Origin of the sequence: Mesorhizobium sp. M1163 (assembly GCF_040318415.1) — a bacterium.
Classification (GTDB): Bacteria; Pseudomonadota; Alphaproteobacteria; order Rhizobiales; family Rhizobiaceae; genus Mesorhizobium.
Genome location: NZ_JAMYMF010000001.1, coordinates 215,995 through 240,581, shown reverse-complemented (window position 1 = coordinate 240,581; position 24,587 = coordinate 215,995). Strand labels below are relative to the sequence as shown.

The 24,587-nt window shown below is 63.3% G+C and carries 30 protein-coding genes and 1 pseudogene; 10 read left to right on the top strand and 21 right to left on the bottom strand.

Annotated features, from left to right (window positions below; all coding sequences use genetic code 11):
- The first annotated feature begins 13 nt into the window (after positions 1 to 13).
- From NKH43_RS01160 to NKH43_RS01145, 4 genes are read left to right on the top strand one after another with little or no spacing between them, the layout of a single operon-like run.
- Positions 14 to 1,192 carry a lanthanide ABC transporter ABC transporter substrate-binding protein PedA1 gene (locus NKH43_RS01160; RefSeq protein ID WP_352856175.1) on the top strand — a complete coding sequence of 393 codons (1,179 nt, stop codon included), beginning with the start codon at positions 14 to 16 and terminating at the stop codon, positions 1,190 to 1,192.
- On the top strand, positions 1,180 to 2,148 hold the full coding sequence (locus NKH43_RS01155) for a PQQ-dependent catabolism-associated beta-propeller protein (RefSeq protein ID WP_352856173.1): 969 nt from the start codon (positions 1,180 to 1,182) through the stop codon (positions 2,146 to 2,148). Before NKH43_RS01160 ends, NKH43_RS01155 begins: the two co-directional genes overlap by 13 nt.
- Positions 2,145 to 2,870, top strand: coding sequence for a lanthanide ABC transporter ATP-binding protein PedB/LutE (locus tag NKH43_RS01150; RefSeq protein WP_352856171.1), 726 nt, complete (start codon positions 2,145 to 2,147; stop codon positions 2,868 to 2,870). Before NKH43_RS01155 ends, NKH43_RS01150 begins: the two co-directional genes overlap by 4 nt.
- Positions 2,867 to 3,670: a lanthanide ABC transporter permease protein PedC gene (locus NKH43_RS01145; protein ID WP_023716594.1), complete on the top strand. Its 804-nt coding sequence runs from the start codon at positions 2,867 to 2,869 to the stop codon at positions 3,668 to 3,670. Before NKH43_RS01150 ends, NKH43_RS01145 begins: the two co-directional genes overlap by 4 nt.
- A gap of 3 nt (positions 3,671 to 3,673) precedes the next feature.
- On the opposite strand, the gene NKH43_RS01140 is transcribed toward NKH43_RS01145, so the two are convergent.
- The 10 genes from NKH43_RS01140 to NKH43_RS01095 form a co-directional block, all read right to left on the bottom strand.
- The gene (locus NKH43_RS01140; protein ID WP_023716595.1) at positions 3,674 to 4,087 is read right to left on the bottom strand and encodes a c-type cytochrome; all 414 of its coding nucleotides are present in this window, start codon (positions 4,085 to 4,087) and stop codon (positions 3,674 to 3,676) included.
- Positions 4,068 to 4,946, bottom strand: a complete 879-nt coding sequence (locus NKH43_RS01135; RefSeq protein WP_352482832.1) for a cytochrome c oxidase assembly protein — start codon at positions 4,944 to 4,946, stop codon at positions 4,068 to 4,070. The genes NKH43_RS01140 and NKH43_RS01135 overlap by 20 nt, the downstream gene beginning before the upstream one ends.
- On the bottom strand, positions 4,943 to 5,245 hold the full coding sequence (locus NKH43_RS01130; protein ID WP_352547417.1) for a hypothetical protein: 303 nt from the start codon (positions 5,243 to 5,245) through the stop codon (positions 4,943 to 4,945). The genes NKH43_RS01135 and NKH43_RS01130 overlap by 4 nt, the downstream gene beginning before the upstream one ends.
- Positions 5,246 to 5,285: 40 nt before the next feature.
- A complete protein-coding gene (locus tag NKH43_RS01125) occupies positions 5,286 to 5,891 on the bottom strand; it encodes a cytochrome c oxidase subunit 3 (protein WP_352482830.1) in 606 nt (201 codons plus the stop codon).
- Complete coding sequence (ctaD, locus tag NKH43_RS01120; protein WP_352856168.1) at positions 5,888 to 7,864, bottom strand: cytochrome c oxidase subunit I; 1,977 nt, start codon at positions 7,862 to 7,864, stop codon at positions 5,888 to 5,890. Before ctaD ends, NKH43_RS01125 begins: the two co-directional genes overlap by 4 nt.
- Positions 7,861 to 8,835, bottom strand: a complete 975-nt coding sequence (gene coxB / locus NKH43_RS01115; protein ID WP_352482828.1) for a cytochrome c oxidase subunit II — start codon at positions 8,833 to 8,835, stop codon at positions 7,861 to 7,863. Before coxB ends, ctaD begins: the two co-directional genes overlap by 4 nt.
- Before the next feature lie 38 nt (positions 8,836 to 8,873).
- Positions 8,874 to 9,407, bottom strand: a complete 534-nt coding sequence (locus tag NKH43_RS01110) for a c-type cytochrome (RefSeq protein ID WP_023716601.1) — start codon at positions 9,405 to 9,407, stop codon at positions 8,874 to 8,876.
- Positions 9,404 to 10,273 carry a substrate-binding domain-containing protein gene (locus NKH43_RS01105; protein ID WP_352856166.1) on the bottom strand — a complete coding sequence of 290 codons (870 nt, stop codon included), beginning with the start codon at positions 10,271 to 10,273 and terminating at the stop codon, positions 9,404 to 9,406. Before NKH43_RS01105 ends, NKH43_RS01110 begins: the two co-directional genes overlap by 4 nt.
- Positions 10,254 to 12,056, bottom strand: a complete 1,803-nt coding sequence (locus tag NKH43_RS01100; RefSeq protein ID WP_280940404.1) for a methanol/ethanol family PQQ-dependent dehydrogenase — start codon at positions 12,054 to 12,056, stop codon at positions 10,254 to 10,256. The genes NKH43_RS01105 and NKH43_RS01100 overlap by 20 nt, the downstream gene beginning before the upstream one ends.
- Positions 12,057 to 12,118: 62 nt before the next feature.
- Complete coding sequence (locus tag NKH43_RS01095) at positions 12,119 to 12,895, bottom strand: heme-binding protein (protein WP_023716604.1); 777 nt, start codon at positions 12,893 to 12,895, stop codon at positions 12,119 to 12,121.
- A 212-nt stretch (positions 12,896 to 13,107) separates the two neighbouring features.
- Between NKH43_RS01095 and NKH43_RS01090 the strand changes: the two genes are divergently transcribed.
- The 4 genes from NKH43_RS01090 to NKH43_RS01075 all read left to right on the top strand — a co-directional run bounded on the left by NKH43_RS01090 (position 13,108) and on the right by NKH43_RS01075 (position 15,430).
- A complete protein-coding gene (locus NKH43_RS01090; protein WP_023716605.1) occupies positions 13,108 to 13,938 on the top strand; it encodes an SIR2 family NAD-dependent protein deacylase in 831 nt (276 codons plus the stop codon).
- Positions 13,939 to 14,049: 111 nt separating this feature from the next.
- Entirely contained in the window at positions 14,050 to 14,208 is a 159-nt protein-coding gene (locus NKH43_RS01085; protein WP_352810369.1) for a hypothetical protein, read from the top strand.
- A gap of 4 nt (positions 14,209 to 14,212) precedes the next feature.
- Positions 14,213 to 14,848: a LysE family translocator gene (locus tag NKH43_RS01080; RefSeq protein WP_352715896.1), complete on the top strand. Its 636-nt coding sequence runs from the start codon at positions 14,213 to 14,215 to the stop codon at positions 14,846 to 14,848.
- A gap of 87 nt (positions 14,849 to 14,935) precedes the next feature.
- Positions 14,936 to 15,430: a hypothetical protein gene (locus NKH43_RS01075; protein ID WP_023716608.1), complete on the top strand. Its 495-nt coding sequence runs from the start codon at positions 14,936 to 14,938 to the stop codon at positions 15,428 to 15,430.
- A 43-nt stretch (positions 15,431 to 15,473) separates the two neighbouring features.
- Here the strand turns inward: NKH43_RS01075 and NKH43_RS01070 are convergent, their stop codons facing one another.
- From NKH43_RS01070 to NKH43_RS01060, 3 genes are all read right to left on the bottom strand, one after another.
- Positions 15,474 to 15,773 carry a DUF982 domain-containing protein gene (locus NKH43_RS01070; protein ID WP_084642356.1) on the bottom strand — a complete coding sequence of 100 codons (300 nt, stop codon included), beginning with the start codon at positions 15,771 to 15,773 and terminating at the stop codon, positions 15,474 to 15,476.
- A 33-nt stretch (positions 15,774 to 15,806) separates the two neighbouring features.
- Complete coding sequence (locus tag NKH43_RS01065; RefSeq protein WP_352715892.1) at positions 15,807 to 16,154, bottom strand: DUF982 domain-containing protein; 348 nt, start codon at positions 16,152 to 16,154, stop codon at positions 15,807 to 15,809.
- A 126-nt stretch (positions 16,155 to 16,280) separates the two neighbouring features.
- Complete coding sequence (locus NKH43_RS01060; protein WP_023716611.1) at positions 16,281 to 16,484, bottom strand: hypothetical protein; 204 nt, start codon at positions 16,482 to 16,484, stop codon at positions 16,281 to 16,283.
- A 270-nt stretch (positions 16,485 to 16,754) separates the two neighbouring features.
- On the opposite strand from NKH43_RS01060, the gene NKH43_RS01055 reads away from it, so the two are divergent.
- Positions 16,755 to 17,339 carry a sigma-70 family RNA polymerase sigma factor gene (locus tag NKH43_RS01055; protein WP_036244131.1) on the top strand — a complete coding sequence of 195 codons (585 nt, stop codon included), beginning with the start codon at positions 16,755 to 16,757 and terminating at the stop codon, positions 17,337 to 17,339.
- Positions 17,340 to 17,346: 7 nt separating this feature from the next.
- The gene (locus NKH43_RS01050) at positions 17,347 to 17,520 is read left to right on the top strand and encodes a hypothetical protein (RefSeq protein ID WP_156947993.1); all 174 of its coding nucleotides are present in this window, start codon (positions 17,347 to 17,349) and stop codon (positions 17,518 to 17,520) included.
- A 189-nt stretch (positions 17,521 to 17,709) separates the two neighbouring features.
- Here the strand turns inward: NKH43_RS01050 and NKH43_RS01045 are convergent, their stop codons facing one another.
- The 8 genes and pseudogenes from NKH43_RS01045 to NKH43_RS01010 form a co-directional block, all read right to left on the bottom strand.
- The gene (locus NKH43_RS01045) at positions 17,710 to 17,928 is read right to left on the bottom strand and encodes a hypothetical protein (protein ID WP_023717099.1); all 219 of its coding nucleotides are present in this window, start codon (positions 17,926 to 17,928) and stop codon (positions 17,710 to 17,712) included.
- 267 nt (positions 17,929 to 18,195) lie between these two features.
- Positions 18,196 to 18,753 (bottom strand): annotated as a pseudogene (locus NKH43_RS01040) (class I SAM-dependent methyltransferase); the annotation flags it as partial.
- A 158-nt stretch (positions 18,754 to 18,911) separates the two neighbouring features.
- Positions 18,912 to 19,901, bottom strand: a complete 990-nt coding sequence (locus NKH43_RS01035) for a GNAT family N-acetyltransferase (protein WP_352715888.1) — start codon at positions 19,899 to 19,901, stop codon at positions 18,912 to 18,914.
- A 7-nt stretch (positions 19,902 to 19,908) separates the two neighbouring features.
- Entirely contained in the window at positions 19,909 to 20,973 is a 1,065-nt protein-coding gene (locus NKH43_RS01030; RefSeq protein ID WP_352856163.1) for a glycosyltransferase family 4 protein, read from the bottom strand.
- A gap of 20 nt (positions 20,974 to 20,993) precedes the next feature.
- Positions 20,994 to 21,926, bottom strand: a complete 933-nt coding sequence (locus tag NKH43_RS01025) for a glycoside hydrolase 5 family protein (protein ID WP_023716616.1) — start codon at positions 21,924 to 21,926, stop codon at positions 20,994 to 20,996.
- A complete protein-coding gene (locus tag NKH43_RS01020; protein WP_023716617.1) occupies positions 21,919 to 22,680 on the bottom strand; it encodes a TIGR04290 family methyltransferase in 762 nt (253 codons plus the stop codon). The genes NKH43_RS01025 and NKH43_RS01020 overlap by 8 nt, the downstream gene beginning before the upstream one ends.
- A gap of 2 nt (positions 22,681 to 22,682) precedes the next feature.
- A complete protein-coding gene (locus NKH43_RS01015; protein ID WP_023716618.1) occupies positions 22,683 to 23,483 on the bottom strand; it encodes a nucleotidyltransferase family protein in 801 nt (266 codons plus the stop codon).
- Positions 23,483 to 24,586, bottom strand: coding sequence for a CgeB family protein (locus NKH43_RS01010; protein WP_023716619.1), 1,104 nt, complete (start codon positions 24,584 to 24,586; stop codon positions 23,483 to 23,485). Before NKH43_RS01010 ends, NKH43_RS01015 begins: the two co-directional genes overlap by 1 nt.
- Position 24,587 lies beyond the last annotated feature (1 nt).

The window sequence follows — 24,587 nt, the reverse complement described above, 5'->3', positions numbered from 1 at the left end:
GAGCTGCAGCGGAATGAGGCTGGCGCTTGCTGTTCTTGCCCTGTTGCTTTTCGTCGCTGCTCCCGGTCTTGCCGAGCCTCAGACGGTGGTAATCGGCTATCTCGGCCAGTCGCGCAAGCCGCCCTTACCGTTGGGTCCGCTGGACCAGTTCGCGACAGATGACGGGCTGCAAGGCGCACGTCTTGGCATCGCCGACGACAATACGACCGGGCGCTTTCTCGGCCAGCATTTCCGGCTGGAGGAGCGAGTGCTGAAGCCCGCCGAGGCGGCATCGGACGCGATAGGCCAGTTCGCTGGCGCCGGCCTTGCGTTTGTCGTCGCCGATCTTGACGCTGTGCCGCTCACGCAGGCGCTTGCGGCGCCTGGCGCCGAGAAGATGCTGCTGTTCAACAGCCGCGCTACCGACGATGCGCTGCGCCAGCAGGACTGCAGGAAGAACCTGCTACACACCATTCCAAGCCGCGCCATGCTCGCCGACGGCCTGGCGCAGTACCTGGTGTGGAAGCGCTGGCAGCGCTGGTTCCTGCTTGTCGGCACGCATTCTGCCGACCAAGCGATGGCCGCCGCTTTTCGCCGCGCGGCGCAACGTTTCGGGGCCGAAATCACCGTCGACCAGCCATGGACGTTCCGTCCGGCGAACGGACGCGCTGATACCGGCCATGTCACGCTGCAGTCAGAAATACCGGCCGCCACGCAGGTCGCCGATTACGATGTATTGGTCGTCGCCGACGAGGCTGACGAATTCGGCGCCTATCTCGATGACCGCACGGCACTGCCGCGACCGGTCGCCGGCACGCAAGGGCTGGTTGCGGCCGGTTGGAGCGCCGTCACCGAGGAATGGGGAGCGACGCAGTTGCAGGACCGCTTCCGGAAGCAGGCGGGGCGATGGATGACGCCGAGCGACTATGCCGCCTGGCTCGCCGTGCGCAGCGTCGGCGAGGCCGCGACGCGGCTGCGCAGCGTCGATCCGTCAGCCATCGCCGGCTACATGCGCGGCGACGATTTTCTTCTCCCCGGTTTCAAAGGCCAAGGGCTCAATTTTCGTCCATGGGACGGGCAACTGCGGCAGCCGATCCTGATTGCTGGGCCTCGCCTGCTGGTCTCCGCCTCGCCGCAGCCCGGCTTCCTGCATCAGCGGACGCCGCTCGACACGCTTGGCATCGATCTCGAGGAGAGCGCATGCCGCTTTTGACCGCAATCCTCCTGGTGGTGTCCGTGCTTATCTCGGTCGGTCCTGTTGCTGCCGAAACCGTCTACGTGTCGAACGAACAGGACAATGCGGTTGCCGTCGTCGACGGGGCAAGTATGAGCCTCTCGGCAACGATCGACGTCGGACGGCGGCCGCGCGGACTGGCGCTTTCCATTGACAAGAAGACCCTCTTTGTCGCTGTCGGCGACGACAATCGCATCGATGTCGTCGACCTTGCCAAGAGACGAGTGGTCGGCCAACTGCCTTCGGGAGCCGATCCGGAATTCTTCGTCGTGCATCCCGACGGCAAGCGGCTGTTTGTCGCCAATGAGAACGACAATCTGGTCTCGGTAGTGGAAATCGCCTCGGCCAAGGTCATCGGCAACGTCGATGTCGGTGTCGAGCCCGAGGGAATGGCGGTCAGCGCGGACGGCCGTTACGTCGCCTGCACCTCGGAGACGACGAGCATGCTGCATCTCATCGACGCCGGCACGCTCGATCTCGTGGATAATTTGCTGGTCGACACGCGACCGCGCGCCGCGGCGTTCTCCCCGGACGCAAAGCGGCTTTGGGTCTCTTCCGAGATCCGCGGCACGGTGACGGTCTTCGACACCTTAACACGGGCTGAAACCGGCAAGGTCCAGTTTGAGGTGCCGGGTATTCGCCGCGACGGCGTCCAGGCCGTCGGCATCGAGATGTCGCGTGACGGCGGCACTGCGTATGTCGCGCTGGGTCCCTCAAACCGGATCGCCGAGATTGACACGGCCACGCTGGCGGTGCGCCGCCTTTATCTTGTCGGCCAGCGGCCATGGCACGTCGCGCTGGCAGACGATCAGAGACGCCTATTCAGCGCCAACGGCAATTCCGGCGATATCTCGGTCATCGACCTTGAGAATGAAGAGGTGGTCAAATCGCTGCCGGTCGGGCGCGGTCCGTGGGGCGTCGTGGTTGGGCCATGAAAGCGCTGTCGCTCGACAATCTGGGGCACAGTTTCAAGGACCGGCGGGTGCTCGACGCTATCTCCTTCTCGGTCGAGCAGGGCAGGATGTGCATCCTGCTTGGTCGCAACGGCGCCGGCAAGACCACCTTGTTCTCGCTGATTACCGGTCTCTATCACGCTCGTTCTGGCTCGGTGCAAGTGTTCGGACACGCCATGCGCACCGACCCTGCGACCGCGCTCGCCAAGATGGGCGTCGTCTTCCAGCAGCAGACGCTCGATCTCGATCTCACGGCGGGCGAGAACCTACGCTATCACGCCGCCCTGCATGGTCTTGCCGCCGACGTTACCAAGGTCCGAACACGCGAGGAACTCGGCCGCCTCGAAGTCCTCGACAGGCTCGGCGATCCCATCCGCTCATTGTCGGGCGGCCAGCGGCGGCGTGTCGAGATCGCCCGTGCGCTCATGCACCAGCCGCGCCTTCTCCTGCTCGACGAGCCGACCACCGGACTGGACGTGCCCGGGCGCCGGGCACTGGCGCAGCATGTTCGCGGCTTATGCCGCGAACGCGGCATTGCGGTATTGTGGGCGACGCATTTCCTTGAGGAGGTGACTGCCGAAGATGATGTTGTCGTGCTTCACGGCGGCCGGGTGCGATGGGCAGGCCGCGCCGATCGCATTACCGCCGAACTCGGCGTCGGCAGCATGGCAGACGCGTTCGCTCGCTTGACGGAGTCGGTATGATAACCCGTCATGCGCTGCGGGCGCTCATCGGCATCTTGCAGCGAGAACTGCTTCGCACGCTGCGCCAGCGCGGCCGCCTGATCTCGGCGATTGCCCGGCCATTGGTATGGCTGGCCATCTTCGCCGCCGGCTTCCGCTCCGTGCTCGGCCTGTCGATCACGCCGCCTTACCAGACTTATGTGCTGTATGAAGTCTATGTGGTGCCCGGGCTGGCCGCGATGATGCTGCTGTTCCACGCCATGGCCAGTTCGCTGGCAATGGTCTATGACCGCGAAATGGGCAGCATGCGTCTGTTGCTGACCGCGCCGCTGCCGCGCTGGTATCTGCTCGGCGCTCGCCTGCTCGCCAGTGTGGTCGTCGGCCTGCCGCTCGTGTACCTGTTCTTGCTGATCGCGCGCTACTGGGACGTGCGGCCACCGATGCTCGGCTATCTCGCGGTTCTGCCGGCGCTGGTGCTGTCCGGGCTGATGCTTGGCGCCTTCGGCCTGCTCGTCTCGTCAGTATCGGCCCAGATGGAGAATTTCGCCGGGGTGATGAACTTCGTCATCTTTCCGATGTTCTTCGCCTCGACCGCGCTCTATCCACTGTGGCGACTTGCCGAGGCTGGTCCGGTGCTTGCGACGGTCGCAGCGCTGAATCCGTTCAGCCATGCAGTCGAGCTGATCCGCTTCGCGCTCTATCTGCGCTTCGAGCCGGTCTCATGCCAAGTAGTTCTGGCCTGCCTCGTCGTGTTCTTCCTCGCCGCGGCGGCCGCTTATGATCCCGGTCGTGGCCTGTGGTCGCGACGCGGCGAGCAATGACTTTCATTTGAGCGAATAGAGGTAGGCAGCCACGTCCCGCGCCTCCTGCTCGGAAATTCTGGTCGAAGGCATTGCCGTATGCGGGCTGATCTCCCTTGCCGCACGGATCCAGCGGATCAAGTTTTCCGGCTTGTTGTACAAGACGCCGCCGACGTAAACCCGGTTGGCCAAGCTGGCGTCGAGGCGCGGGCCGACCAGCCCTTGCGCTCCGGGAACGCCGGTGATGGTGTGGCAACCGGCGCAGCCATTGGCCATCATGATCGGTATGGCGCGGGCGCCGACACCGCCGGTCGCATTGTCGGCCTTCTGCTCGACCCGACGGCTTTGCTCGAAGTACAACGCAATCCCGGCCAGGGCTGCAACGAGCACGACAATTACCGCAGCGCCGATTATGGCTTTAGACAGCGTGAAGCGCATGCGGCGCCTCCTTTCGGCTGCTCGAGCGGATCCACAGGCCGGCCAGCAGCAACGCCGCGCCGCCATAGATCAGGCCGGCCGGAACCCACATCACCAAACCGGCGAGTTGCTGGTCCTCGAGCGGACTAAGGCTCCACAATTCTGCGCCGGCGGCGTTTTCCGGGTACCACAGCCTTGGCGAGACCAGCAGCAGCACTCCGAGCAGGCCGGTGTGCAGCGAGGTGAAGAAAAGGTGCATGACCGCGCTGCCATAGGCTTGTTCGCGGCCGGGGCGCGGCAGCAGCACCCACCAGAACAGCAGGCCGCTACCGAGGAAGCTGGCATGTTGCGCATAGTGCAGGGCACCCTGTCCAAGCGCTGCCTCGAACAGGGCCGGAACGTGCCACGCCCATATCGCGACGCCGTGCAGGACGGTGGCGGCTGCAGGGCGGCTGATGGCGACCCAAACCGCTCGCAGCATCTTGGCGTGCCCGGCTGTGCCCAGCGCCTGCCGCAGCTTGATCGGCAATGCCCACATCATCGCCGCGGCCGGACAGGAGGCGACCAGCAAGGGCGCCGCCACCGCCATCAGCAGCTCATGTTCGATCATATGGGCGGTGAAAACGCGCTCACCCAATGCATGGAGCGGATTGACCAGCGCTGCTGCCAGAATGACCCAGCCGGCCGCGAACAGCAGGGCTTGCCACAGCCGCAACGGGCGGCTGCGAGCACTCCGCCGCCACAACCGAGCGGCTCCAGCGGTGTAAAGCAGTGCGATCGCTGCCAACGGCAGCGTAATTGGCAGCGCCAGCGTCCAACCGGCCTGAGGGGCGCCGGCACCGTAGCAGATCGAGGTCGAGAAGAGCGCCTCGAAGCTCATCGTATGCAGCCGTCAAGAATGAGCGAGGCAGCGCCCTGCATGACGATTACCAGCGTAAACAGCACCGCGCTTAGAATACTGACATTGGCGACGAAATCTTCGGTGCCGCGCGTACGCTCCGGTTTGAAGGCGGCGCCGCCTTGCTGTCGCGCCCGCCACGAAAGCGCGCCGCCGAGCAAGGCCAGCACCGCCAACACCAACGCAATGACGGGGATGATCGCAATCCTGTGAGCGCACTGCCACTCGACAACCGCGTAGTTCAGTTGCGTCGATACCGCCCAGGCCAATGGCCCCGACAACAGCCCACCCCAGGAAGTTCCGTACCGAACCGCACGCATCTCAACCCAGCCTCGGCGTCCAGTAAATAAACAGATAGATCGGGATCCAGGTCGCGACCACGAAATCCCAGTAGAAGACGTTGTCGCCCACATCCCCGAAACGCCGGCCGCTATAGCCATGGCGCGTGAACATCAGAACCGTCAGCACCAGCGTGTCGCCGACATCGGTGATCAGATGTGTGGTGTGGAGGCCGAGCAGCACCCACAGCATCGAGCCATACGCATTGGTATCCCAATAAATGTTGAGGGCCGGAAATTCGAACCAGCGCACGACAAGCGGTGCGATGCCGAGCAGCGACATCACCAGCAGGCCGATGCGCACCGGCACCATGGCACAGGCTTCGGCGTAGCGGTTCAGTATGTGGTTGGGCACCACGCTGGCGAGCAGCAACAGCATGACGATGGTGCCCGGCCAATGGTTGGGCGGCGGCACGCCGAGCGGCCATTCGGGGGACAGGTAGGCAAGGTAGAGATAGGCGCCTGCGGCGAGCGCGAAACCAGTGCCCTCAAGCGCCATGAAGGCGAGGGTGCCCCACCAGGTCGGGCTGCGCGGTCCGAGCCCGAAGGTCGGGAGTTCGGAAAGATCCGCGGCCGGGCGCTGTTTCATTCCTCGTCCTCCGGATCGCCTTTCGGCCAGAACCAGCCGATCAAGGTGATGGCGATCGGCCCGGCTCCCCAGACCACCGCCCACGGGCTGAAGATCGAATAGAGAAAGGTGGCGCCCACGGCGAGGGCGGCGAATAACGGCCAGATCGATGGCGTCGCCGACTTCTCGCGCACATCGGGATGCGCCTCTGCCACGGTCGAAATAACAAGTTCGCGCACGTCGACACGAAGCCCAGTCGCCACCGGCAGCGTATCGCGTTCGGCCCACAGCGGCTCGGCATGTGTAACCACCGGAATATGGGCGAAATTGTAGTTAGGCGGCGGAGACATTGTCGCCCATTCCAGAGTGCCCGCATTCCAGGGATTGTCCCCGGCCGGCGCGCCCCTCAAGGCGCTGTGAACCAGGTTTATGGTAAACAGCACGAAGCTCAGGAACAGGACGACCGCGCCGGCTGTGATGAACAGGTTGATGTTGCCCCAGCCGAGCTCCGCCGGATAGGTGTAGACCCGGCGCGGCATGCCCCACAGCCCGACAATGTGCATCGGAAAGAACGCCGCATTGAAGCCTATGAAGGCAAGCCAGAAGTGCCAGCGTCCGAGACGCTCGTTCATTATCCGGCCGGTGATCTTGGGGAACCAGAAATAGGTCGCGCCGAGCAGCGGGAACACCGACCCGCCGATCAGCACGTAATGGAAATGCGCGACCACGAAATAGGTGTCGTGCACTTGCAGGTCCAATGGGACCGAGGCCAGCATCACGCCGGTCAGGCCGCCTGCGACGAAGGTGAAGAAGAAGCCGAACACGAACAGCAGCGGCGTCCTGACTATCGGCTTTCCGTCCCACAATGTCGCCAGCCAGCAGAAGATCTGCAGCCCGTTCGGGATGGCGATCAGCATGCTCGACGCGGTGAAGAAGCTCGCGCCGAGCTTCGGCAAGCCGGTTGCGAACATGTGGTGGACCCACAGGCCGAACGACAGAAAGCCGACCGAAATCAGCGACAGAACCATGCCCAGATAGCCGAATACCGGACGCCGGGCGAAAGCGGCGATGATCGAGGACACCATGCCGGTGGCCGGCAGGAAAATGATGTAGACTTCGGGGTGGCCGAAGAACCAGAACAGGTGCTGGAAGAGCAGTACGTCGCCACCCTCGGCGGGATTGAAGATATGGGTGCCGACCAGCCGGTCGAGGATCAGGAACGTCGACGTGATCATGACCGCCGGCATGGCGAACACGATCACGAAGGAGGTGACCAGCATCGCCCAGACGTAGAGCGGAATCTTGTCCAGCGACATGCCCGGCGCGCGTTGCTTCAGCACGGTGACGATGGTGGCAACCGCGACCGCCAACGATGACACTTCGGTATAGGTGATCATCTGCGCCCACACGTCGGAACGCTTGCCTGGCCCGAATTCAGGGCCGGACAGCGGCACATAGGAGAACCAGCCGACGTCGGGCGCCATGTCGAGTGCAAACGACACCCAGGCGAAGAGGCCACCGGAGAGATAAATCCAGAAGCTGAATGCATTGAGGCGCGGAAAGGCGATGTTGCGGGTGCCGACCATCAGCGGCACGAGGTAGATGCCAGTCGCCTGAACGATCGGCACTGCAAACAAGAACATCATGGTTACGCCATGCATGGTGAACAGCTGGTTGTAGCGGTCGGGCCCGATCAGCCCGCGCTCCGGCCCCGACAGTTGGATGCGCATGGCAACGGCGCTGAGGCCACCGAGGCACAGGAAGAAGAAGGCGGTGATCAGGTAGCGCCGCGCGACAATTTTGTGGTCGACGCTCGAGAGCGCACCGATGATGCCCGGTGCCGTCTGCCATGTCCGCGCCAGCCAGCGGTCAAGGCTGGCGTCGTCGAGGCCGGTATCGCGAGGACCGTCGTGCTCGGGAGCTAGGTCACCCTTTTGTGCTGCGGCGCGTTGCTGGGCGAGGTCACGCTCATGGGCTAGGCCGGCGCTGCTCATTTCAGGCCCTCGAGATAGGCTACGATCGCATTCAGCTCGTCCCCGTTTAGTCCCACTACGGGCATGTGGGCACCTGGCTTGATCCCTTGCGGATCGGCTATCCAGGCTGCGAGATTGCCGCGGCTCATCGCCAGCGTTCCGGCAGCGAGCGTCTGCCGGCTTGCGATATGTGTAAGGTCGGGAGCGACCGTACCGCCGGCGATGGTGCCGCCGATCTTGTGGCACATCACGCAAGGCCGTTTGAGGAATAGGTCATGGCCGGCTTTTGCCTCGCCAGAGGCAGGAGCGACCGCCGGCCGCAGCTGATCGTTCAGCCACGCGTCGAAGACGGGCCGGGGTTCGGCGACGATGAAGGTGCTCATATTGGCGTGCTGCGCGCCGCAGAACTCGGCGCACTGGCCGCGATAGACGCCGGGCTTGTCCGCCTTCAGATCGAGAACGTTCTCGTGGCCTGGAATGAGGTCCAGCTTGCCCGAGAGGTTCGGCACCCAGAAGGAATGGATGACGTCGGTCGAGGTCACGACAAGCCGCACCGGCTCCCCCGCCGGGATATGGATTTCATTGGCGGTCGTCAGGATGCGGTTCGGCTGATCGTTTTCGTAGCGCACCTCCCACCACCATTGATGCCCGGTCACCCGGATCGTCAGCGCCGCATCCGAGCCGATGGCGGCGAGCGTCCGGTTAGCGAAGTAGCTCAGCAGCGTCAGGCCGACCAGGATCAGGGCGGTAGCGGCGAGTGCGGCGACGACAATTCGCATCTTGCTGCGCTCGGCGGCAGCGTCGAGGACAAGCGGATCGCCGAGCGGCGCCGGGCGCCGGGCCAATGGCGTAATCAGCACGGCCATCACCAGAAGCCAGACCGCCGTGCACAGCGCGGTGAAGAACCAGATCAGCCATGCAAGCTCGCCCGCGGCCGGGCCTTTCGGGTCGAGCGCGGATTGCCAGCCGCTGCATCCTGCAAGGAGCAGCATGCAGGCTGTGCTGCAGCACACCCTGCAAAGAAGGCGGTTCACGGCGACTTCCCCAGCGTCGCGGCGTCCGGCAGGCGATTTTCGGATGGATGGGGCATCATGTCGTCGTCGCGGCTCGGCGCAGCGGACTTTGGCGCGTTGCCGCTCAGCGCGCGGACGAAGGCGGCAAGCTCCCAGATCTGGTCGTCAGGGATCTTGTCGCGGAAGCTCGGCATGCCGTTCGGCCGGCCGTCCCTGATCGTGGCGTGGATGCTTTCGATCGAGCTGCCATAGAGCCACTTCTGGTCCATGAGGGCCGGGCCCATGCCGCCGCCGCCATTGGCATGGCAGCCGGAACAGTTGAACCAGTTGAACAGACGCTTGCCCTCGCTGAGGTGGAAGGCGTTGGCCTCGAACACGCCGGCCTTGTTGTCGGACGAGGCCGGCCGTTGGCCGCCCGGCTCGAGGGCCGTCACGGCCGCCGGTTGGTCGCCCGAGCCGAGCACCGACTGTGGACGCGTGTCGCGTTCCTCGCGCTGGCAAGCGGCAAGGACGAGCATCGCCGACAGCAAGCATGGAAGGCCGCGGTTCATCGCACTGCCGACCCGGCGCCGTCGAGGCGAGGCACGCCATATTCCGCCAGGATCATATCGATCTCGGCGCGGTGTTTGGCAATAGCTGCGTCTACCTCACCGCGCAGTGCATCGTCGTCGCGGCGCACGGCCATCGAGATGTCGTAGATCATCGGCAGCAGCGGACCGTCGATACGCGGCGCAACCGGCGTAATTCGTAACGGAGCTTTTTGCCTGGCGGCGAAGTAGCCGGCCAACGGTCCCCAGACGACGGCAACATCGATGTCGCCATTCGCCACCGCCTCGATGATGCGCGCTGGCGGGTTCGGCGCGGAATAGTCGCCATAGACCGGGAAGCCGATGAGATGGCCGACGATGCCGCGGCGCCCGAGCGCCTGGACGGGTGGCGAGTTGGCGCCGTCGTCGCCGATCAGCTGGACGCCGATGTGCAGATCGCGCAGGCGAGGATCGTTGAAGGACGTGATTTCCGGCGCATCCTTTCGTGTCACGAAGACGTAGGAAGACCGGTAGTAGGGCGCGGTGGTGCGCAGCATTTCGAGATTGGCGGGTGTGCCGGGCACCAGATCGCACAGGCCGGCTTTCAGCGTGTTGCGCACAAAGCCGCGCCGCTGTGCCCACCATGTGTAGGAAACAGTCGCACCAAGCTCCTCGGCGACGAGTTCGGCAATCTTGTTTTCAAAGCCCTCCCTGGCGGCATTGGAGAACGGCATGTTGTTGGGATCGGCGCAGATTCTCAATTCGCGCGCATCGGCAAGGGGGGCAACAAGCGAGAGCGCCAGTGCACCGACCGCGGCGGCAAGCCGCCGCGGTCGCGTTCTCCGTGGCCGCGCAACTCGGCCGATCGTCTCAAGGCAGCCGGAACACATACAGCGTACCTCCCGGCGTGGTTACATCCTTCAGATCCTTCATGACGTTGACGAAGCCCAGCGCGGCGGTGGCGTCGCGCGGGTCGAGATCGCCGGATACGATCGCCCCAGCCCAGCCACCAACGCCCGAAAGGACCGCGACATATTGGTGCCCGTCTGGGCCGCGATAGGTGATCGGCTGGCCGATGATGCCGGACGACGTCTTGAACTGCCAAAGCAGCGCGCCGGTCCTGGCGCTGACCGCCTTGAACCAGCCTTCCATCGTGCCATAGAACACGACATTGCCGGCGGTGGCGACGGCGCCGCTCCACACCGGAAAGTTCTCCTTCAGGCTCCACGCCGGCTTGGCGGCGGCGACATCCCAGGCGGTGAAAGCGCCGCGATTGCCGCCCGGCCCCGGAATCATGCGCACGTTCATGCCGACATAGGGCGTCCCGGCGATGTAATTCACCTCGACGCCTTCTTCGTCCATGCACATGTTATTGTGCGGAATGTAGAGCAGGCCGGTCTTTGGCGAGAACGCCGAAGGCTGCCAGTCCTTTAGCCCGGATGCGGTGGGGCAGATGTCGCGCACGACCTTACCGGTGCCGGTTTTTTTGTCGGGATTTACAATCAGCCGGCCGGTCTTGAGGTCGACGCCCTTGCTGGAATTGACAGGCCCGAACGGCACCGCCGACAATACCTCCCCCGTCGTGCGGTCCAGCAAATAGACATAGCCGTTGCGTTCCGGTCGGACCAGGACCTTGCGGAGCTTGCCCTGCCAAGTCATGTCGAGCAGCACCTGCTCGTTGATGCCGTCGTAATCATGGAGGTCGTGCGGGGTCCATTGATAGAACCATTTGGCTGCGCCGGTGTCGGGATCGCGGGCAAAGATGCCGGCGGTCCATTTGTTGTCGCCGGGCCTCAGATCCGGATTCCACGGGCCGGGATTTCCGGTGCCGTGGAAGATAAGGTTCAGATCCGGATCATAGGAGATCCAGCCCCACACATTGCCGCCGCCGATCTTCCACGCATCGGGCGGCCATGACGTCACGCCGAGATCCTTGCCCTTGTCCATGTCGTAATGCGGCTTGAAATCGGGGCCGATCAGCACCTCGGCGTCCGGGCCGGTGTTGTAGGCCGTCCAGACGACGTGCCCGTCGCCGGCGTCGAGCGCCTTGATCCAGCCGCGCACGCCCATTTCGCCGCCGGAATTGCCGACCAGCACCTTGCCCTTGACCACCAGCGGCGCCATGGTGATGGTCTCGCCGATATTGATGTTGCCGATATGGGTGTTCCAGACCGGTTTGCCGGTGGCTGCATCAACGGCGATGGTATGGCCGTCGAGCGTGTTGAAATAGATGCGCCCGTCGAAGAAGACCGCACCGCGGTTGACCACGTCGCAACAGGCAACGCCCTGCGCCGCAGGCTCGGGATTGGGCTCGAATTTCCACTTCATCGGCGCGCCGGGCTTGGTAAGGTCAAGCGCGTAGAGGATGTTGGGAAACGGCGTCACGATGTACATCGTGTTGCCGACGACCAGGGGCGCAGCCTCCTGGCCCTTGTTGACGCCAGTGGAGAATGTGAAGGCCACCTGCAGGTTCTTGACGTTGTCCTCGGTGATTTCCGCAAGTTCGCTGTAGCGGGTCGAGGCGTAGTTCTTTGCCGGCATCGCCCACTGGCCGTCGTCGGGCGGAGCAGCTGCGGACGGCGGATTTATCGCAAAGCTTGACGTTGACTGAGCAACCGCCGTGGTAACTAGCGCGAAGCCTGCCAGCAGCGTCCATCCCAGCATCGCAGCCATTGGCCTTTCTCCCCTTTTGGCTGACACACTGGTTTTCGCTGCCACCTGTCGCACTTGCCTCATTAGCGTATCGACCCGCCGACACCGGCGCCAAGCTCTGCGGCTACGTCCGCCTCGGTTCCGGCACACAATGGATGGCCCCAGCCGGAAGCGCTCTTGCCGCCGGGATCGAGGTCGAAAATGATAGCGTCCTTGCGGTTTGGGTTGACGCCGGCCGGTACCTTGTCCAGCCCGAGTGCGGCCCGCACCCGCCAGGCGACATTGTGGTCGGCACAAGAGGAATCGCCGCTTATCCCGAGGGCCCCGACGATCCCCTTGCCGTCGTAGAGAGCCAGGCCACCGCCAAACACGACGACACCGCCGATGGGCTTTCCCAGCAATGGATCGCTGGAGCTTCCATACGTAGAAGGATCGCCCGCATAGGCTGCCGCCTGATTGACCGGATTGGTGGCCAGGAGGCCGAATAGAGGACCGCCGGGCTGCACCGGCGCGTAGAGGTTCGCGGTGGACAAAGCCATCTGCGCGAGGCTGAGCCCGTTGGCCGTATTGGCTTTTTCGGCGGCGATCAGTCGGCTGCCGGGCCACTGGGCGTCGGCGGTAGGCCCGCTGAAGGCGACGGCGCAGACAGTTCCGTCGCGAGCCACGATTGCCGCCCATTCATTGGTATCGAAGCCGCCATTGCCGGGGCCGCCGCTGGCTTTGACGTTGGCCTTGAGGGCGGCCAGCAATTTGTCATGGTCGGCCGGGCAAGGTGCTTGAGCCCAAGCCTTTTGCTGGACGGCGCCGATTGTAAGCAGGAACAGACATAATGCTACTGAGACAATCCGATGGCGATCCATTAGCTGCGCCGTCTTTGTTGAACACTCCCAACGCGCGAGAGGCGCAGAAGTGCCAAATGGAATGAAATAAATGTCGGATTCCGTCGGCCAAACTCGGCGGCCGGCGCTCGGGATAGTTGATCCTGGCGTTCTCATTCAACCGCAAATTGGAGTTATTCCCGCGGTGGTCCGGGCTCGGCCGGAACGGAGGGCGCTGTTCGCAGTTGTGTCGGATGCTGTCTGCAGTCGAGCAACTGGCTCAATCGGTGAAAGAGCGACGAGCGATCTTGTTCGTTGGAGCCGGAGTGTCGATGAGCGTCGGCTTGCCGTCCTGGCAAAAGCTCATCGAGCACATGCAAAACGAGCTCGGCCTCGACGAGGACATGATCGGCGCACCGGAGGCCAACTATCAGGCCCTTGCCGAATATTACCGGCTGAAGCAGGGGAGCCTCGGCCCTTTGCGCAGCTGGATGGATCGCGAATGGAGCGTATCGCGGGAAAAAGTGCGGGGCTCGGCGATCCACAAGCTTATCGTGTCGCTCGATTTTCCGATCATCTACACCACCAATTATGATCGCAACCTCGAGGTTGCCTTCGAGATACATGGCCGGCCCTTTGTGAAAGTGGCCAATGCAAAGGACTTGCCCAAGACAACAGGCGAGGTCACCCAGATCATCAAATTCCACGGCGATTTCGACGACGACAAATCCCTAGTCCTGGCGGAGACCGACTATTTCGACCGGCTTTCGTTCGATTCGGCGCTCGACGTGAAGTTTCGCGCCGACGCGCTCGGGCGTACCATCCTGTTCATCGGCTACAGCATGTCCGATATGAACATCCGTCTGCTGCTGCACAGGCTTTGGCAGACCTGGCGCCGGTCCGGTTATGAGAAGAATCGGCCAAAATCCTTCATCTTCATGCCGCAGCCAAGCATCGTCCAGGAGGCCGTCCTCGGACGCTGGGGCATCGATATGCTGACCGAGGATGCCGACGATCCAGAGGACGCGCTGCTCGCATTCCTGAACGAACTCAAGGACAAGGTCGGCCGGCCCGACGGCGCCTGAAAACCAGCGGAAGCGACGAAGCCGTGGGGAACCGGCTGGCCCGATGTGAGTTGGGAAGGCTAAGTTATACCGGATCCAGCGTGTATGAGTGGACGCAAACACAAGCGAAGAGTGCAAGCCAAAGATTGCCTCTCGACCGAGCAGGTCTATGAGATCAATTTCTTTGCCCGCAGGTGTGGCCTGACCAGGGACGAAGCGCTCAAGATGATGCGAGATGCCGGCCGGTTGAAGGGTGGCGGGAAGCCGTCTTACGAAACCGGGTCGAAGTAGCGGCATGGATCTCGCGTCGTGGGCGGCTTTTGGCGGGACGGTCATCCTGATGCAGATGCCGCCAGGGCCTGACAGTCTGCTGGTGATGGCGCGTGGCGTCGGACAGGGCCGGGACGTTGCCCTGTTCACCGTTCTGGGCATGACCCTCGGCGCCGGAATGGTCCAGTTGCCGCTCCTTGCCCTCGGCATATCGTCACTGCTCCAGGCATCGCCCCTTGCCTTTGCGATGCTTCGCTGGGCGGGCGCAGCCTATCTGGTTTGGCTTGGATCGCGTATGGTATTATTACGGTCGGATAGCGTCGCCGTCGACGAGCCGCGCAATGTCGGACCGCTTGCGGCCGCGCGTGAAGGAATGATCGCCAATCTGATAAATCCCTGGCCGATAACCTTTATGGTGGCATTCCTTCCGCAGTTCGTCGATCCTGCTCGCGGATCGGTCACGCTGCAATTGCTGCTGCTCGGTGGCACACAGAAAATGACCGGTGCGCTGGTGCTAGGCACATATGCGCTCGCGTCCGGCACCTTCGGGGCCTGGATTATGAAACGACCGAAGGTAAGGCTCTGGCAGCGCCGCGTGGCAGGCTGCCTCGTTGTCGGCCTCGGTGTCCGCATGGCACTCGGTGGTGGCGCACACCGCTGAGGATCGAGCGATGGCACCGGCGGCCGCCCTTATGGAACATCCATCGACAATTTTCGTTGACATGCTCCACAAGGCGAGAGGTCGAACATGTCGAAGTTCCAAGCCGCCACCCCAGAGCGTTTGCAGCAGCTCAGGCTTGAGGCAACGGCGCACTTTGCGCCCCTCATACTGCGCGAGGCGCTGGTGCGTCTCTGCCGGGCCTGCGGAAGCGATAGCCTCGAACGTTTCGAGAAGACCATGGTCGACCAAATCGAAGCATCGCGTGACGAGAAAGCCGATTTCGACACGATGAAGGAATTTGCCATCGAACAGCTCTATGGCTGGATTCGAGACGTCAAGTCGTCACCGGATATGACACAGCCGCTGGAGAACGTAGATACTCGAAGGACTCCCGGCCGCTCTGAAGAGCCGCAGACGCTGGAAGACCAGTTGCAGGCTGGTCTGGAGGATTCTTTCCCGGCGAGCGACCCGCCGTCGGTCGTCTCCACCGCGATCCCCGGCGGATCGAAGAAGCTCGTCGGAACCGACGAGGTCCTCAGGCAGCAGCGCGAGAAAAAGGCCGAGAACGCCAGCCATTCGTGATAAGCTGGCGCTGGACGGAACTGCCGGGAGGCAGCCTGCCGGCTCACTCGATGTCGGACATGAAGGCTGTCGGGGCATGCGCATCATGCGGCTCGCCCTCGACAAGAATGTTCGCCTCCCAAGCGGCGTCGACAAATGCTTGGCGGGCTTTGGCGGCCGTGATTTCACCGGTCCGGGCGCGATTCAATAAATCTGCCGCCATCAGCGACAGCGGCGCGTTGCGCGCCGGCCATTTCTCGCTTTTCAGGCAATATAATGCTTCGAAAACGGAACTGACCAATCGCGATCGCCCAGGCTTGCCGAAATAGATGCAAACAGGAGTATCGAACTCTATTCTCAGCACCGTATTCCTCCCGGTTCAAGCAAGCTGGCCGCTTCAAGTAAGCTGGGTTTCTCCAGGGTCTGGAGGGCCGTCCGATGGGCGTTTTAGCCAAACGTCGTGAGCCTTCGCAGGTGTTGTAATGCGTGCTGGTGTTTCGGTCGTCATATCGTGCGCCAGAATGCCCGCCTTGCGGGCGAATGCTTCGAACGCCGCGCGCACCGTCTGGGTATCGACCTCGTTAGCCAGCCCGGCGCGACAGGCGTCGAACGCCGCCTTGTGCGCCGGGCCGCGGCTCGGCCATTCGTTCAAGACGTCATAGGCCTGCCAGACATTTTCGACATGGCGAGGGAAACCAAGGCCGACGAGAATTGGAACGGGGCGGCCAAACGATTTTTTTGTCATCTGTGTCTCCGCGAAAGAGCCTGTCGCATCAACGCTCGGGACGGACAGAGGCCGATGCTCTTTAACGCGGGATTGCTGCACGGGTTGCAGCGGGTTTGTTCGATCGTGCGGCGGCCGGTCGTGCCATTATTTGTTGGTCCGCATCTTCTGCCGGGGATTGATACCGCCTTGGGGCGTGGTGTCGTTCTCGACATCACCTTCGAACGTGTTGTCGCCCTGATCGAGCCGGTCGCCCTCCTTGATCGTACCCTTGGAACTGCCGATGCCGGGATCGTTGGCGAGGTCGCTATCGGCCGGCGTTTTGCCTTTAACGTGCTTGTTTCCTGTCATGGATTCCTCCTGTTTTTGAGGTGGCGGGCTGTCCTTGAGGTGGCGGCCAAGGCTCGCGCCAGTAGCGGCGCCCCGGATTTTCGCAGACCTCGATTCGAACTCCGCGACACCGGTGGTTGTTCCGTCAAAAATATCGCCGTCGGCTGGATCGCCCAGCCAAGCCCCTCCGGTTTCTGGAGCCAGGTGATTTTCGCCAACCGGAACGATCTTTCGCCCAATGCATTTAACTGGTCTGCGCTCACGAACTCATTCTGGACGGGAGCTGGACCATTGCCACCCACAGCCTACGCCTTCGCGACCCGCGAAACCGAAGAAGTTTCCATCGTCCACCTCATACCCGCTTTAAGGGCTTTCGCCCGCACCTTCTGCCGCACTCCCGATGATGCCGACGACCTGGTCCAGGAGACGCTGACCAAGGGACTGGCCAACATCGACAAGTTCGAAGCTGGAACGCGCATGAAGTCATGGCTGTTCACCATCATGCGCAACACCTACTACACGCGTGTCAGAGCCGCGGTGAGGGAAGCGCCAGGCCTGCTCGACTGCGCTTCGCTGCGGCCGATCTCGGAAGCGACGCAGGAATGGTCGGTACAGGGCAAGGAAGTCCACCAGGCCATCCAGAGCCTTCCCGAGCACCAGCGCGAGGTTCTGATGCTGATAGGCGTGCTGGGCGTCAGCTATGAGGAAACGGCCGAAATATGCGGTTGCGCAGTCGGAACGGTGAAAAGCCGGCTCAACAGGGCACGCGCCGGCGTGCTGGAATACCTTGGCGAAAGTTCCTCGCAAACGCTGATGGAAAGGCGCAGCTACCTGTCCGAAGGACAACTGGACTTCGAAGCCGAGAGGCGCCGCTAATATACATGTGACGTTAGTTGCTGGTTTGGCGCAATCGTCTTTCCACAAGCGCGTGCTGCAATTCGATCGCAAGTTTGGTCAGCCGGTCAGGAACCCTTTCCTGTTCGATGGCCGCAAGCAAAGAAGCGATTTCCCGGTCTATCGTCAGATCGGCACGCGTGCTGACGGAATCTTCCCTTGAGCGAGACATCGCGTTCTCTTGGCAAATGTTGGTCCCTTCACCTCACTCTGGTGGCAACAGTGCGAGTTTGCAAGAATTTGCAGGCTATTCCATGCGACCGGCTTCGGTCCTTGCACAGCTTGGTCAGCAGTTGGGCTCTCGCTGCGTTTCAATTGCTCGCCGGCTGCAAGCCACATGCCGCCGCAACGATCAGTTTTCAGGCCGCCGATCCGCTGAATGATCCTGGTACTGCTCGGACTTGACCCGATTGCCGTCGAGCCCACGCTCCTTGGTGTGCTGCTTCTTGTCTCTGTTGGACAGAACGGCGTTCTCTCCGATCTTGTCCTTGGGAAGATCGGTCATCGCGCCAGCGCCAGCGCCTTTGCCGTGACTGCCGCGGCCGATGTGCTTCTTGCTGCCGGACGCCATCTTGTCCTCCTTCATACTGTCGAGCGGCTTTTCCCGTTCGGCATCCGAACCAGCGTTGGGCCGCAATGTTCCGCCGGAAATCGTAAGCAGGAAGGCATCGCCGTCCCAGTGCCGGAACGGCTTTTCCCCGTCGACGAGGACTTGCATGCCATTTGCATTGGCGAAGTTACGAACGTCGGCGCGATCCAGCGCCGGCTGTCCGCGATAGGAATAATTCAAAAGCACAGCGATGCCCGGCCTCTTCAGCACGCGGGCGATTTCCATGAAGTGCCGTTCCGCGAGGCCGGCCAGCACCAGATAGGGAAAGCTGTCGACGGCCAGCACGCGATCGAGGCTGGCATCGCGAAAATCGGCAAGATCGAAACCGCGGGTAGGGCGGAATTCTACATTGCCGAGCCCGGCGCATCGCCGCCGGGCGATCGAGATCATCGCCACGGATATGTCGATGCCGACGATCCGGTGCGATAGAGCGGAGAGCGCCTGTTCGAACCGACCGATGCCACAGCCGATGTCCAGTATGTCGCGGTCAGTGCCGGTAAAGCCTCGCCTCTCCAGCCATGCGACGATCTCAGCCGTCGCGGCCGAGAGCTTTTCCTCATTGCCCAGCGACGACAGCTGGACGCTCGCCGCCGGGGAGATCGTCGCCGCCGCGTCAAATCCTGCCGCCAGCCGCTTGACCACCGCATCGTCGGTCTCGTCCTCCCCGCGTTCGTGCCGAACCGCAGCACCTGTTTTGCGCAGCGTGGCGAAGATCTCGGGCCTGCGCTGAAGCAGGCCGGCAATCCGCTGTAGTTTCGCCGTCTTTCGCGGGTCGGCCGAGTGCATATTTTGCGCAATCGTCGCCAGTTCTACGGCGTCGATTCCTGTCTCGAAACGGAGAGCCAGCCTGGCGATGACGGCTTCGACGCCGGCACCATCTGCCATGCACTCCTCCAGCACCTGTGTTGCTGATGTCGCCCGCCGAGATCTCGATCGGGTCGCGTTCACCGCCCTTTGCTCCGCGTCCAGATCTTGCGCAGCGTCCACCGGTCGACGGCGCCCCAGCTGTATTTGTAGGCCTCTTGCCCGCGCAGAAAATCGAAGTCTTCCGCGCCTTCGCAGATCGCCTGGCTTATCGCCTGGCCGATGAGCAGCGCGCCGGGACTTTCCTCCGCATAGGCCGGATCGAAGCCACCGAGGTAAGCGTAAGCGCGGCCTCGATGATGAAACCCGTAATAAGCGCCCACGATCGCGCCACCGATAGCGACAAGCCAGCATCGGGCAAGTGCCTGAGCAACCAGCTGCGGCAGCGCCTGACGATGGAATTCTTCCACCCGGCTGTCGGACAGGACGCCGTCGCCGTGTCCGGCCCAGCGCGCGCGGTGAAGGCGGATCAAATGATCGAGGAATGTCTGCGGATCGGACAAAACGGGCTCGATGGAGACCCGGCCACGTCTCGAAGCGGCTCTATGGGCGCGGCGCAATTGGCGCCGTCGCCGCGCCGGAACACAGGTGAGAAGCGTCTCATCGCCCGTGAGGGAAAGCACCGGGCAAGCAGCGTGGCTGACAGCCTGGCTTGTTTCGAGCGCGGCATGGCAGATGGCGAGGCCGGCACCGTCGGTCGGCAGATCCGGCAAGATCCACTGTGACCAGCCGATGGAAAGAACCGAGCCGGCGATGACGGCGCCGACCGGTTCGGCGATCTCGGGAAGACAAAGGAGGTCCAGATAGTCGCTCAACGAAATCCCAAGCGGAAGCAATCGCGCGCCAGCTTCCCGGTGTTCCAGATAGAGTGGCGCCAGGCCGACCAGGTCATCGCCACTCCAGACGGCGACCGTCGCAAGCTCACCAGGAGCGAATGTCCGCCACCACGGCACCAGCCATGCGGGAGACTGGAACGGCGTCGCCGAGGGACTGCGCGACCAGAGTTCCCACCAGTGTGGCCCGAGGGCTTCGAGGCCCGCCGCATCGTCGATGATCTCGCTGCGGAGCATGTCCCGCTCACTTCGCCGCCGCGAGCTGTCCGCTGTCTGTGCCGAGCCGTGCCAGCGCCCGATAGGCGTCCATGTAGGAGGAGACCATGCGGTCGAGTGAAAAGCGGCGCCGCGCCTCGGCCCGGCAGGTCTCGGGATCCAGGCCGGACGCGGCAACGATGGCTTCCGCCATCTCGTCGACATCCCCGACCAGATACCCGGTCTTGCCGTGCTCGACCACATCCGGCAGTGCGCCATTCGGGAAGGCCACCACGGGGGTGCCGCAGGCGAGCGCCTCCATGGCGACGAGCGAACTGGTTTCCGCGGCAAGGCTCGGGATGACCAGGCAGCGGGCTGTGTTGAGCAGGCGCCGCTTGGCGACAAGGCCGAGGGGACCAAGGAAGCGGCGCCGGTCGTCCAGCCGGGGTTCGACCTCGTCGCGAAAATACGCGGTGTGGGTTTCGTAGGAGTAGACTTTTCCGCCGACGACCAGCGGCACACCGGCCTTCTTGGCTGCGTCCAGCGCCAGATGGATGCCCTTTTCCGGGCAGACGCGGCTGAGCACGAGCGCAAACTCGTGTTTGGCCTGCGGCTCGCTCAGCGCGTCGACGTCCACTCCGTTGGGAATCGGCCCGATCAGCCTGGCGCCCGGCGGCGCGGTTCTTTGCTGAGCCGCCGATACCGCATGCAGCCACAGGTCCTCCCGCGCCGGATTGAGAGCGTCGGCCGGATACCAGTCGAGCGGCAAATGCAAGGTCACCAATGTCGGCCCATCGCCCGGCAGATAGGCGTCGAAATCGATGCCGTGCAAATGTACCACGTCGATTGGCCAACGGGCGCGCGCGGTAGCTATTGCTGCGCGATGAGCACGCTGGGCCCGGCGCTTCGCCGCTTCATCGAGCACAGCCGGTTCGGCCGGCGTCTCGATGAGAGTGCCGGCAGCGCTCGAGCCCTGGCAGCCAATCACGATCGAACGGTGTCCGGCCTGTACGAGCGCCTGATCGAGCATCGACAGCACCTGCTCGGCGCCGCCGACCGCATCCGGCCCGACCGGGGCGAGGGGATAGGCGACGTTGAGGACGGTGAGCGTCATGGCTGGCGAGCCGAAGCTCCTCACGCTGCGGAGGCGCGCTGCCTGCCGGCGGAAGGGGCAGCGATGCTGCCGGCATAGCGGCGCGTCATTGCCGCGCAGAATTCGGCGAATTCCGCCGGCACCAGCGGCGGGCTGGCGTGGTGCGGCATCATTCCGCGGTGTTCCGGCGTGAAGCAGAAGGTGACCGTCACGTCGAAGTCGGCCAACGCCTCCATTTGCCGGTCGAACCAGTCAAGTGCGTTCGGCCTGAAACTGTCGGCCCAGGAAAGCCCGGTGCGCAGATTGGTGACGCCGAGCCGTTTCATCCAGGCGACGGCGTCATCCAGCCGGTGATCTTCGAAATGGAACCACTGCACCAGTCCCATTGCCGGCGCGTGGTGCAGGAATTCCTCGAGCGCGGGCTTTGGCGTGCCGTCCTGGCGCAGCAGGCCCATGTAGAAATGGCGGTAGTAGGAAGAGCCTTCCGCCTCGCGATGGCGCGTCGTCGCTTCCCATTCGCGCGGCAGGTCGTAGAGGCTATACCATTGGATGCGCGGTGCGTTGCCGATCAGCAGTTCCGCTGTCCGGCGCAGGCCCCAGGCCTGTACCTCCTCGGCACCGAAGGTCGACACGCCGACCTCGCTGACCCATACCGGAAGATCGGTGACAGCCGAAATTTCGCCAATCTTCTGCGGCCATTCGTGGATCTGCCAGAGGTTCCAGTCGAGCGGAAAGCCGTGCACGGCGACCGCGTCGACATGATCGAGCACGCCGAATTCCTGCATCCGTGTTATGAAGGCGGCGTCGATCGGCGAGATGCCGCCAAGGACCTTGGTCAAGGCCGGATTCTCCGACGCTATCGCGTCGGCGGCCAGGATTGCCATGTTGGCGAAGCGGCTCCAGTCGGGATCGAGCTCTGGATCCCAGTGGGATTTGTTGTTTGGCTCGTTCCAGATCATCGCGGCTTCAATCATTTATCTGTCCTTTCGACGGGTAGATGGCGCCGCCGCCGGCCGGTACGTCGGCGGTGCGGCAGAAATAGACCTCCTGCTCGGGTTGCAGCACGATCTCGAAGCCGGCGCTGCGCAGCATGGCTTCGGTGCAGGCGCGATTGGGAATCCACCAGTTGGTCGGGTCGTCGGCATAACGATGCTCGATGAAATGCAGCTTTGGGAACTCCGGCCGGTCGAACAGGTCGTGCGTCCAGAAATGATAATTCTGCTCGAGTGCCGGCACGTCGGTGCTGCCGCGCTGCATCGACTGGAAAATCATCAGGTCGTCGGCAACGTGCTCCCGGATCAGATCGAGAGCGAGCAAGGGATGGCGCAAATGGTAGAGCACTCCCATGAACAGCACGATGTCGAACCGCTCACGCAGCGCGCCAACGTCGTAGACCGAGAGCTGCTGGAATTCGATGTCGCAGTCCGCAACCTCAGCGGCAAAGCGCGCCTGCGCAAGGTATGCCTCGTCGAAGTCGATGCCGAGCACGCGACCGGCGCCGCGGCGTTTCATCTCGATAGAGTAGAAACCTGCATTGCAGCCTATGTCGAGCACCGCCTTGCCGGAAAGATCGGCGGGAATGGCGTCGGCGAATTTGCGCCATTTGATCAGCGGGTAATTGCCGAGGAAATGATCGGGAGCCGTTTCCACGCCGGCCAGCTCCATATTGTGGAACCATGGGCCGAGCGCATCGATGCGGCGGCGGATTTCGGCATCGGAATGCAGCATGGCTAGCCTCCTTCGCCTGCGAGGATAGGGACGTGCTGGTGGCCGGGCAGCGTCATGGCGGCTTGGTCGTCCTTGGTACCGGCGGCGCTTTCGAGCAGCCGAAGTGCCGTGCGATAGCCGTTGAAGGTGCCGACGTCGACATAGGCGGTGCCAGCCTTGATGCCATGCGCTTCACCCCCGGCGGCCAGATAGGCATTGACCAGCGTGCCGATATATTCGTCGCACCGGTCCCGCTCCCGCCACAGCGCGGCAAGCCGGTGAAGGGTGTGGCCGGGCATCTTGAACGCACCCCAGATCCAGTTCGACGCGGCATTCTGCTGCTTGACCTGGATTTGCTTCACCCGGCTGTTCTGGTCGACAACGACGGCATCGAAGAATTCCGGCTGGTCCACCGGAAACAGCAGGAAGGACAGGCCGTCGTCCGGAAGCGCTAAGAAGCCGTCTTCGGGAAACCAGATCGTATCGGGCAACCCGACCAGAACGGTCTCGTCGGCTGCGACGAGTGGTGCGGCGCGGAAGATGGCGTCGCAAAGGCCGACTGGAGAGGGCTGCACCACGAACAGAGCGGCCGCATCGGCATAGCCGGCAGAATAATATTCGAGGATATCCGACTTACCCGAGCCGATGACGAAGCAGATCTTGTCAGCCCCCGCGCGCACCATGCGGCGCACCAGGTATTCGCTGACCGCGCAAGGCCGCTCGGTATTGCCGTCGATGCGGCTGCCGACCGGCAGAAGCTCCTTCGAAAAGCCGAGCGGCTGGATGCGGCTTCCCCGTCCGGCTGCGGGCACGATGCCCAACATCAAACTGCCTCCTTCAACGGCTCGCCATGCGTGGAGCCGTGCAGTGCATCGGACAGGATGCGGTCGAATTCCTTCGCCCGCCGCGCCGAGGTGTGTTCGTCCAGCACCCGCTCGCGCGCTCGGCGGCGGATCGCGTCAAGCTCGGCGTCGGGCAGGTCGAGCGCGGCGACCACGTCGTCGGTGCTGTTGGCCACGACGATCTCTTCGCCGGGCCGGAAGAAGGCCTCCAGTCCCGGCCACGTGTCGCTCACCATCGCAGCACCGCAAGCGGCGGCTTCGAATAGCCGGCCGGAAGGACACCAGCCCCTTTCGGCCATCGCCTCGCGGGTCACGTTCAGGGTCAGCCGTGATGATGAAAAGAAGGCGGGGTGTTCGGCGGGCGGCAGGTGACGGACGAAGAAAATATTGTCGCTCCACGGGAATTCTTGCGGATATTGTGCGCCGCCAATGATGAAACGGCGATCCGGCAGGCGCGCAGCCGGACTGACCAGCAGCCTTTCGACCCCGGTCTGGCGGTCTGCCGCATACGTCCCGAGATAGGAAAGGTCGCCGGCAAACTCCGGCTTGGGCGGGGCCGGCCGGTGTCGCTCTGGATCGACATGGCCGTAGAGTGGCATGACGCGGCGCGCGCCCAGCATCGTCTTCAGCGCATCGATCGCGGTTCCTCCCGTGTAGCTCAGCACGAGGTCGAAATCCCGAAGCCCTTCCGGCCCGAAATAGGCCGGAGGCTCACCTTGTTCGATTCGCGCCAGCGTCACCGGCGTGTCTAGGTCATAGAAGACCTTCAGCCCGCGACAGGCCTGGTGGGCAAAGCGCGACGCGCTCACCGCATCGGGGCAATAGGAGGTGACGATGACGACATCGGCCTCATTCACCGCCTGCTCGGCAGCGCTCTGGATGTCCTGCCAGTCCGGATAAAGGACAATGCTGCCGCCATCCAGCTGGTCGAGGTCGCGCGTCCCGGCATAATAGGGAGTGTTGCGTTCGAAGAAGGTGATGGACCAGCCCAGCCCGGCCATCGCCCGGATCAATCCGCGCCACAGCGTGGCGTGCCCGTTGCCCCACGACGATGTCACGGTAAGACCGAAAATGACCATGCGCATC

Excerpts from the sequence above, each read along its gene's own strand:
- NKH43_RS01010 (WP_023716619.1), bottom strand. The coding sequence starts at position 24,586 with ATGCGCATGGTCATTTTCGGTCTTACCGTGACATCGTCGTGGGGCAAC.
- NKH43_RS01030 (WP_352856163.1), bottom strand. The coding sequence starts at position 20,973 with ATGACGCTCACCGTCCTCAACGTCGCCTATCCCCTCGCCCCGGTCGGG.
- NKH43_RS01150 (WP_352856171.1), top strand. The coding sequence starts at position 2,145 with ATGAAAGCGCTGTCGCTCGACAATCTGGGGCACAGTTTCAAGGACCGG.
- ctaD (WP_352856168.1), bottom strand. The coding sequence starts at position 7,864 with ATGAGCAGCGCCGGCCTAGCCCATGAGCGTGACCTCGCCCAGCAACGC.
- NKH43_RS01135 (WP_352482832.1), bottom strand. The coding sequence starts at position 4,946 with ATGAGCTTCGAGGCGCTCTTCTCGACCTCGATCTGCTACGGTGCCGGC.
- NKH43_RS01065 (WP_352715892.1), bottom strand. The coding sequence starts at position 16,154 with ATGACAAAAAAATCGTTTGGCCGCCCCGTTCCAATTCTCGTCGGCCTT.
- NKH43_RS01160 (WP_352856175.1), top strand. The coding sequence starts at position 14 with ATGAGGCTGGCGCTTGCTGTTCTTGCCCTGTTGCTTTTCGTCGCTGCT.
- NKH43_RS01090 (WP_023716605.1), top strand. The coding sequence starts at position 13,108 with ATGCTGTCTGCAGTCGAGCAACTGGCTCAATCGGTGAAAGAGCGACGA.
- NKH43_RS01145 (WP_023716594.1), top strand. The coding sequence starts at position 2,867 with ATGATAACCCGTCATGCGCTGCGGGCGCTCATCGGCATCTTGCAGCGA.
- coxB (WP_352482828.1), bottom strand. The coding sequence starts at position 8,835 with ATGCTGCTCCTTGCAGGATGCAGCGGCTGGCAATCCGCGCTCGACCCG.
- NKH43_RS01075 (WP_023716608.1), top strand. The coding sequence starts at position 14,936 with ATGTCGAAGTTCCAAGCCGCCACCCCAGAGCGTTTGCAGCAGCTCAGG.
- NKH43_RS01125 (WP_352482830.1), bottom strand. The coding sequence starts at position 5,891 with ATGAAACAGCGCCCGGCCGCGGATCTTTCCGAACTCCCGACCTTCGGG.
- NKH43_RS01095 (WP_023716604.1), bottom strand. The coding sequence starts at position 12,895 with ATGGATCGCCATCGGATTGTCTCAGTAGCATTATGTCTGTTCCTGCTT.
- NKH43_RS01080 (WP_352715896.1), top strand. The coding sequence starts at position 14,213 with ATGGATCTCGCGTCGTGGGCGGCTTTTGGCGGGACGGTCATCCTGATG.
- NKH43_RS01045 (WP_023717099.1), bottom strand. The coding sequence starts at position 17,928 with ATGGCGTCCGGCAGCAAGAAGCACATCGGCCGCGGCAGTCACGGCAAA.
- NKH43_RS01110 (WP_023716601.1), bottom strand. The coding sequence starts at position 9,407 with ATGAACCGCGGCCTTCCATGCTTGCTGTCGGCGATGCTCGTCCTTGCC.
- NKH43_RS01035 (WP_352715888.1), bottom strand. The coding sequence starts at position 19,901 with ATGCTCCGCAGCGAGATCATCGACGATGCGGCGGGCCTCGAAGCCCTC.
- NKH43_RS01015 (WP_023716618.1), bottom strand. The coding sequence starts at position 23,483 with ATGTTGGGCATCGTGCCCGCAGCCGGACGGGGAAGCCGCATCCAGCCG.
- NKH43_RS01105 (WP_352856166.1), bottom strand. The coding sequence starts at position 10,273 with ATGTGTTCCGGCTGCCTTGAGACGATCGGCCGAGTTGCGCGGCCACGG.
- NKH43_RS01060 (WP_023716611.1), bottom strand. The coding sequence starts at position 16,484 with ATGACAGGAAACAAGCACGTTAAAGGCAAAACGCCGGCCGATAGCGAC.
- NKH43_RS01020 (WP_023716617.1), bottom strand. The coding sequence starts at position 22,680 with ATGCTGCATTCCGATGCCGAAATCCGCCGCCGCATCGATGCGCTCGGC.
- NKH43_RS01140 (WP_023716595.1), bottom strand. The coding sequence starts at position 4,087 with ATGCGCTTCACGCTGTCTAAAGCCATAATCGGCGCTGCGGTAATTGTC.
- NKH43_RS01100 (WP_280940404.1), bottom strand. The coding sequence starts at position 12,056 with ATGGCTGCGATGCTGGGATGGACGCTGCTGGCAGGCTTCGCGCTAGTT.
- NKH43_RS01025 (WP_023716616.1), bottom strand. The coding sequence starts at position 21,926 with ATGATTGAAGCCGCGATGATCTGGAACGAGCCAAACAACAAATCCCAC.
- NKH43_RS01155 (WP_352856173.1), top strand. The coding sequence starts at position 1,180 with ATGCCGCTTTTGACCGCAATCCTCCTGGTGGTGTCCGTGCTTATCTCG.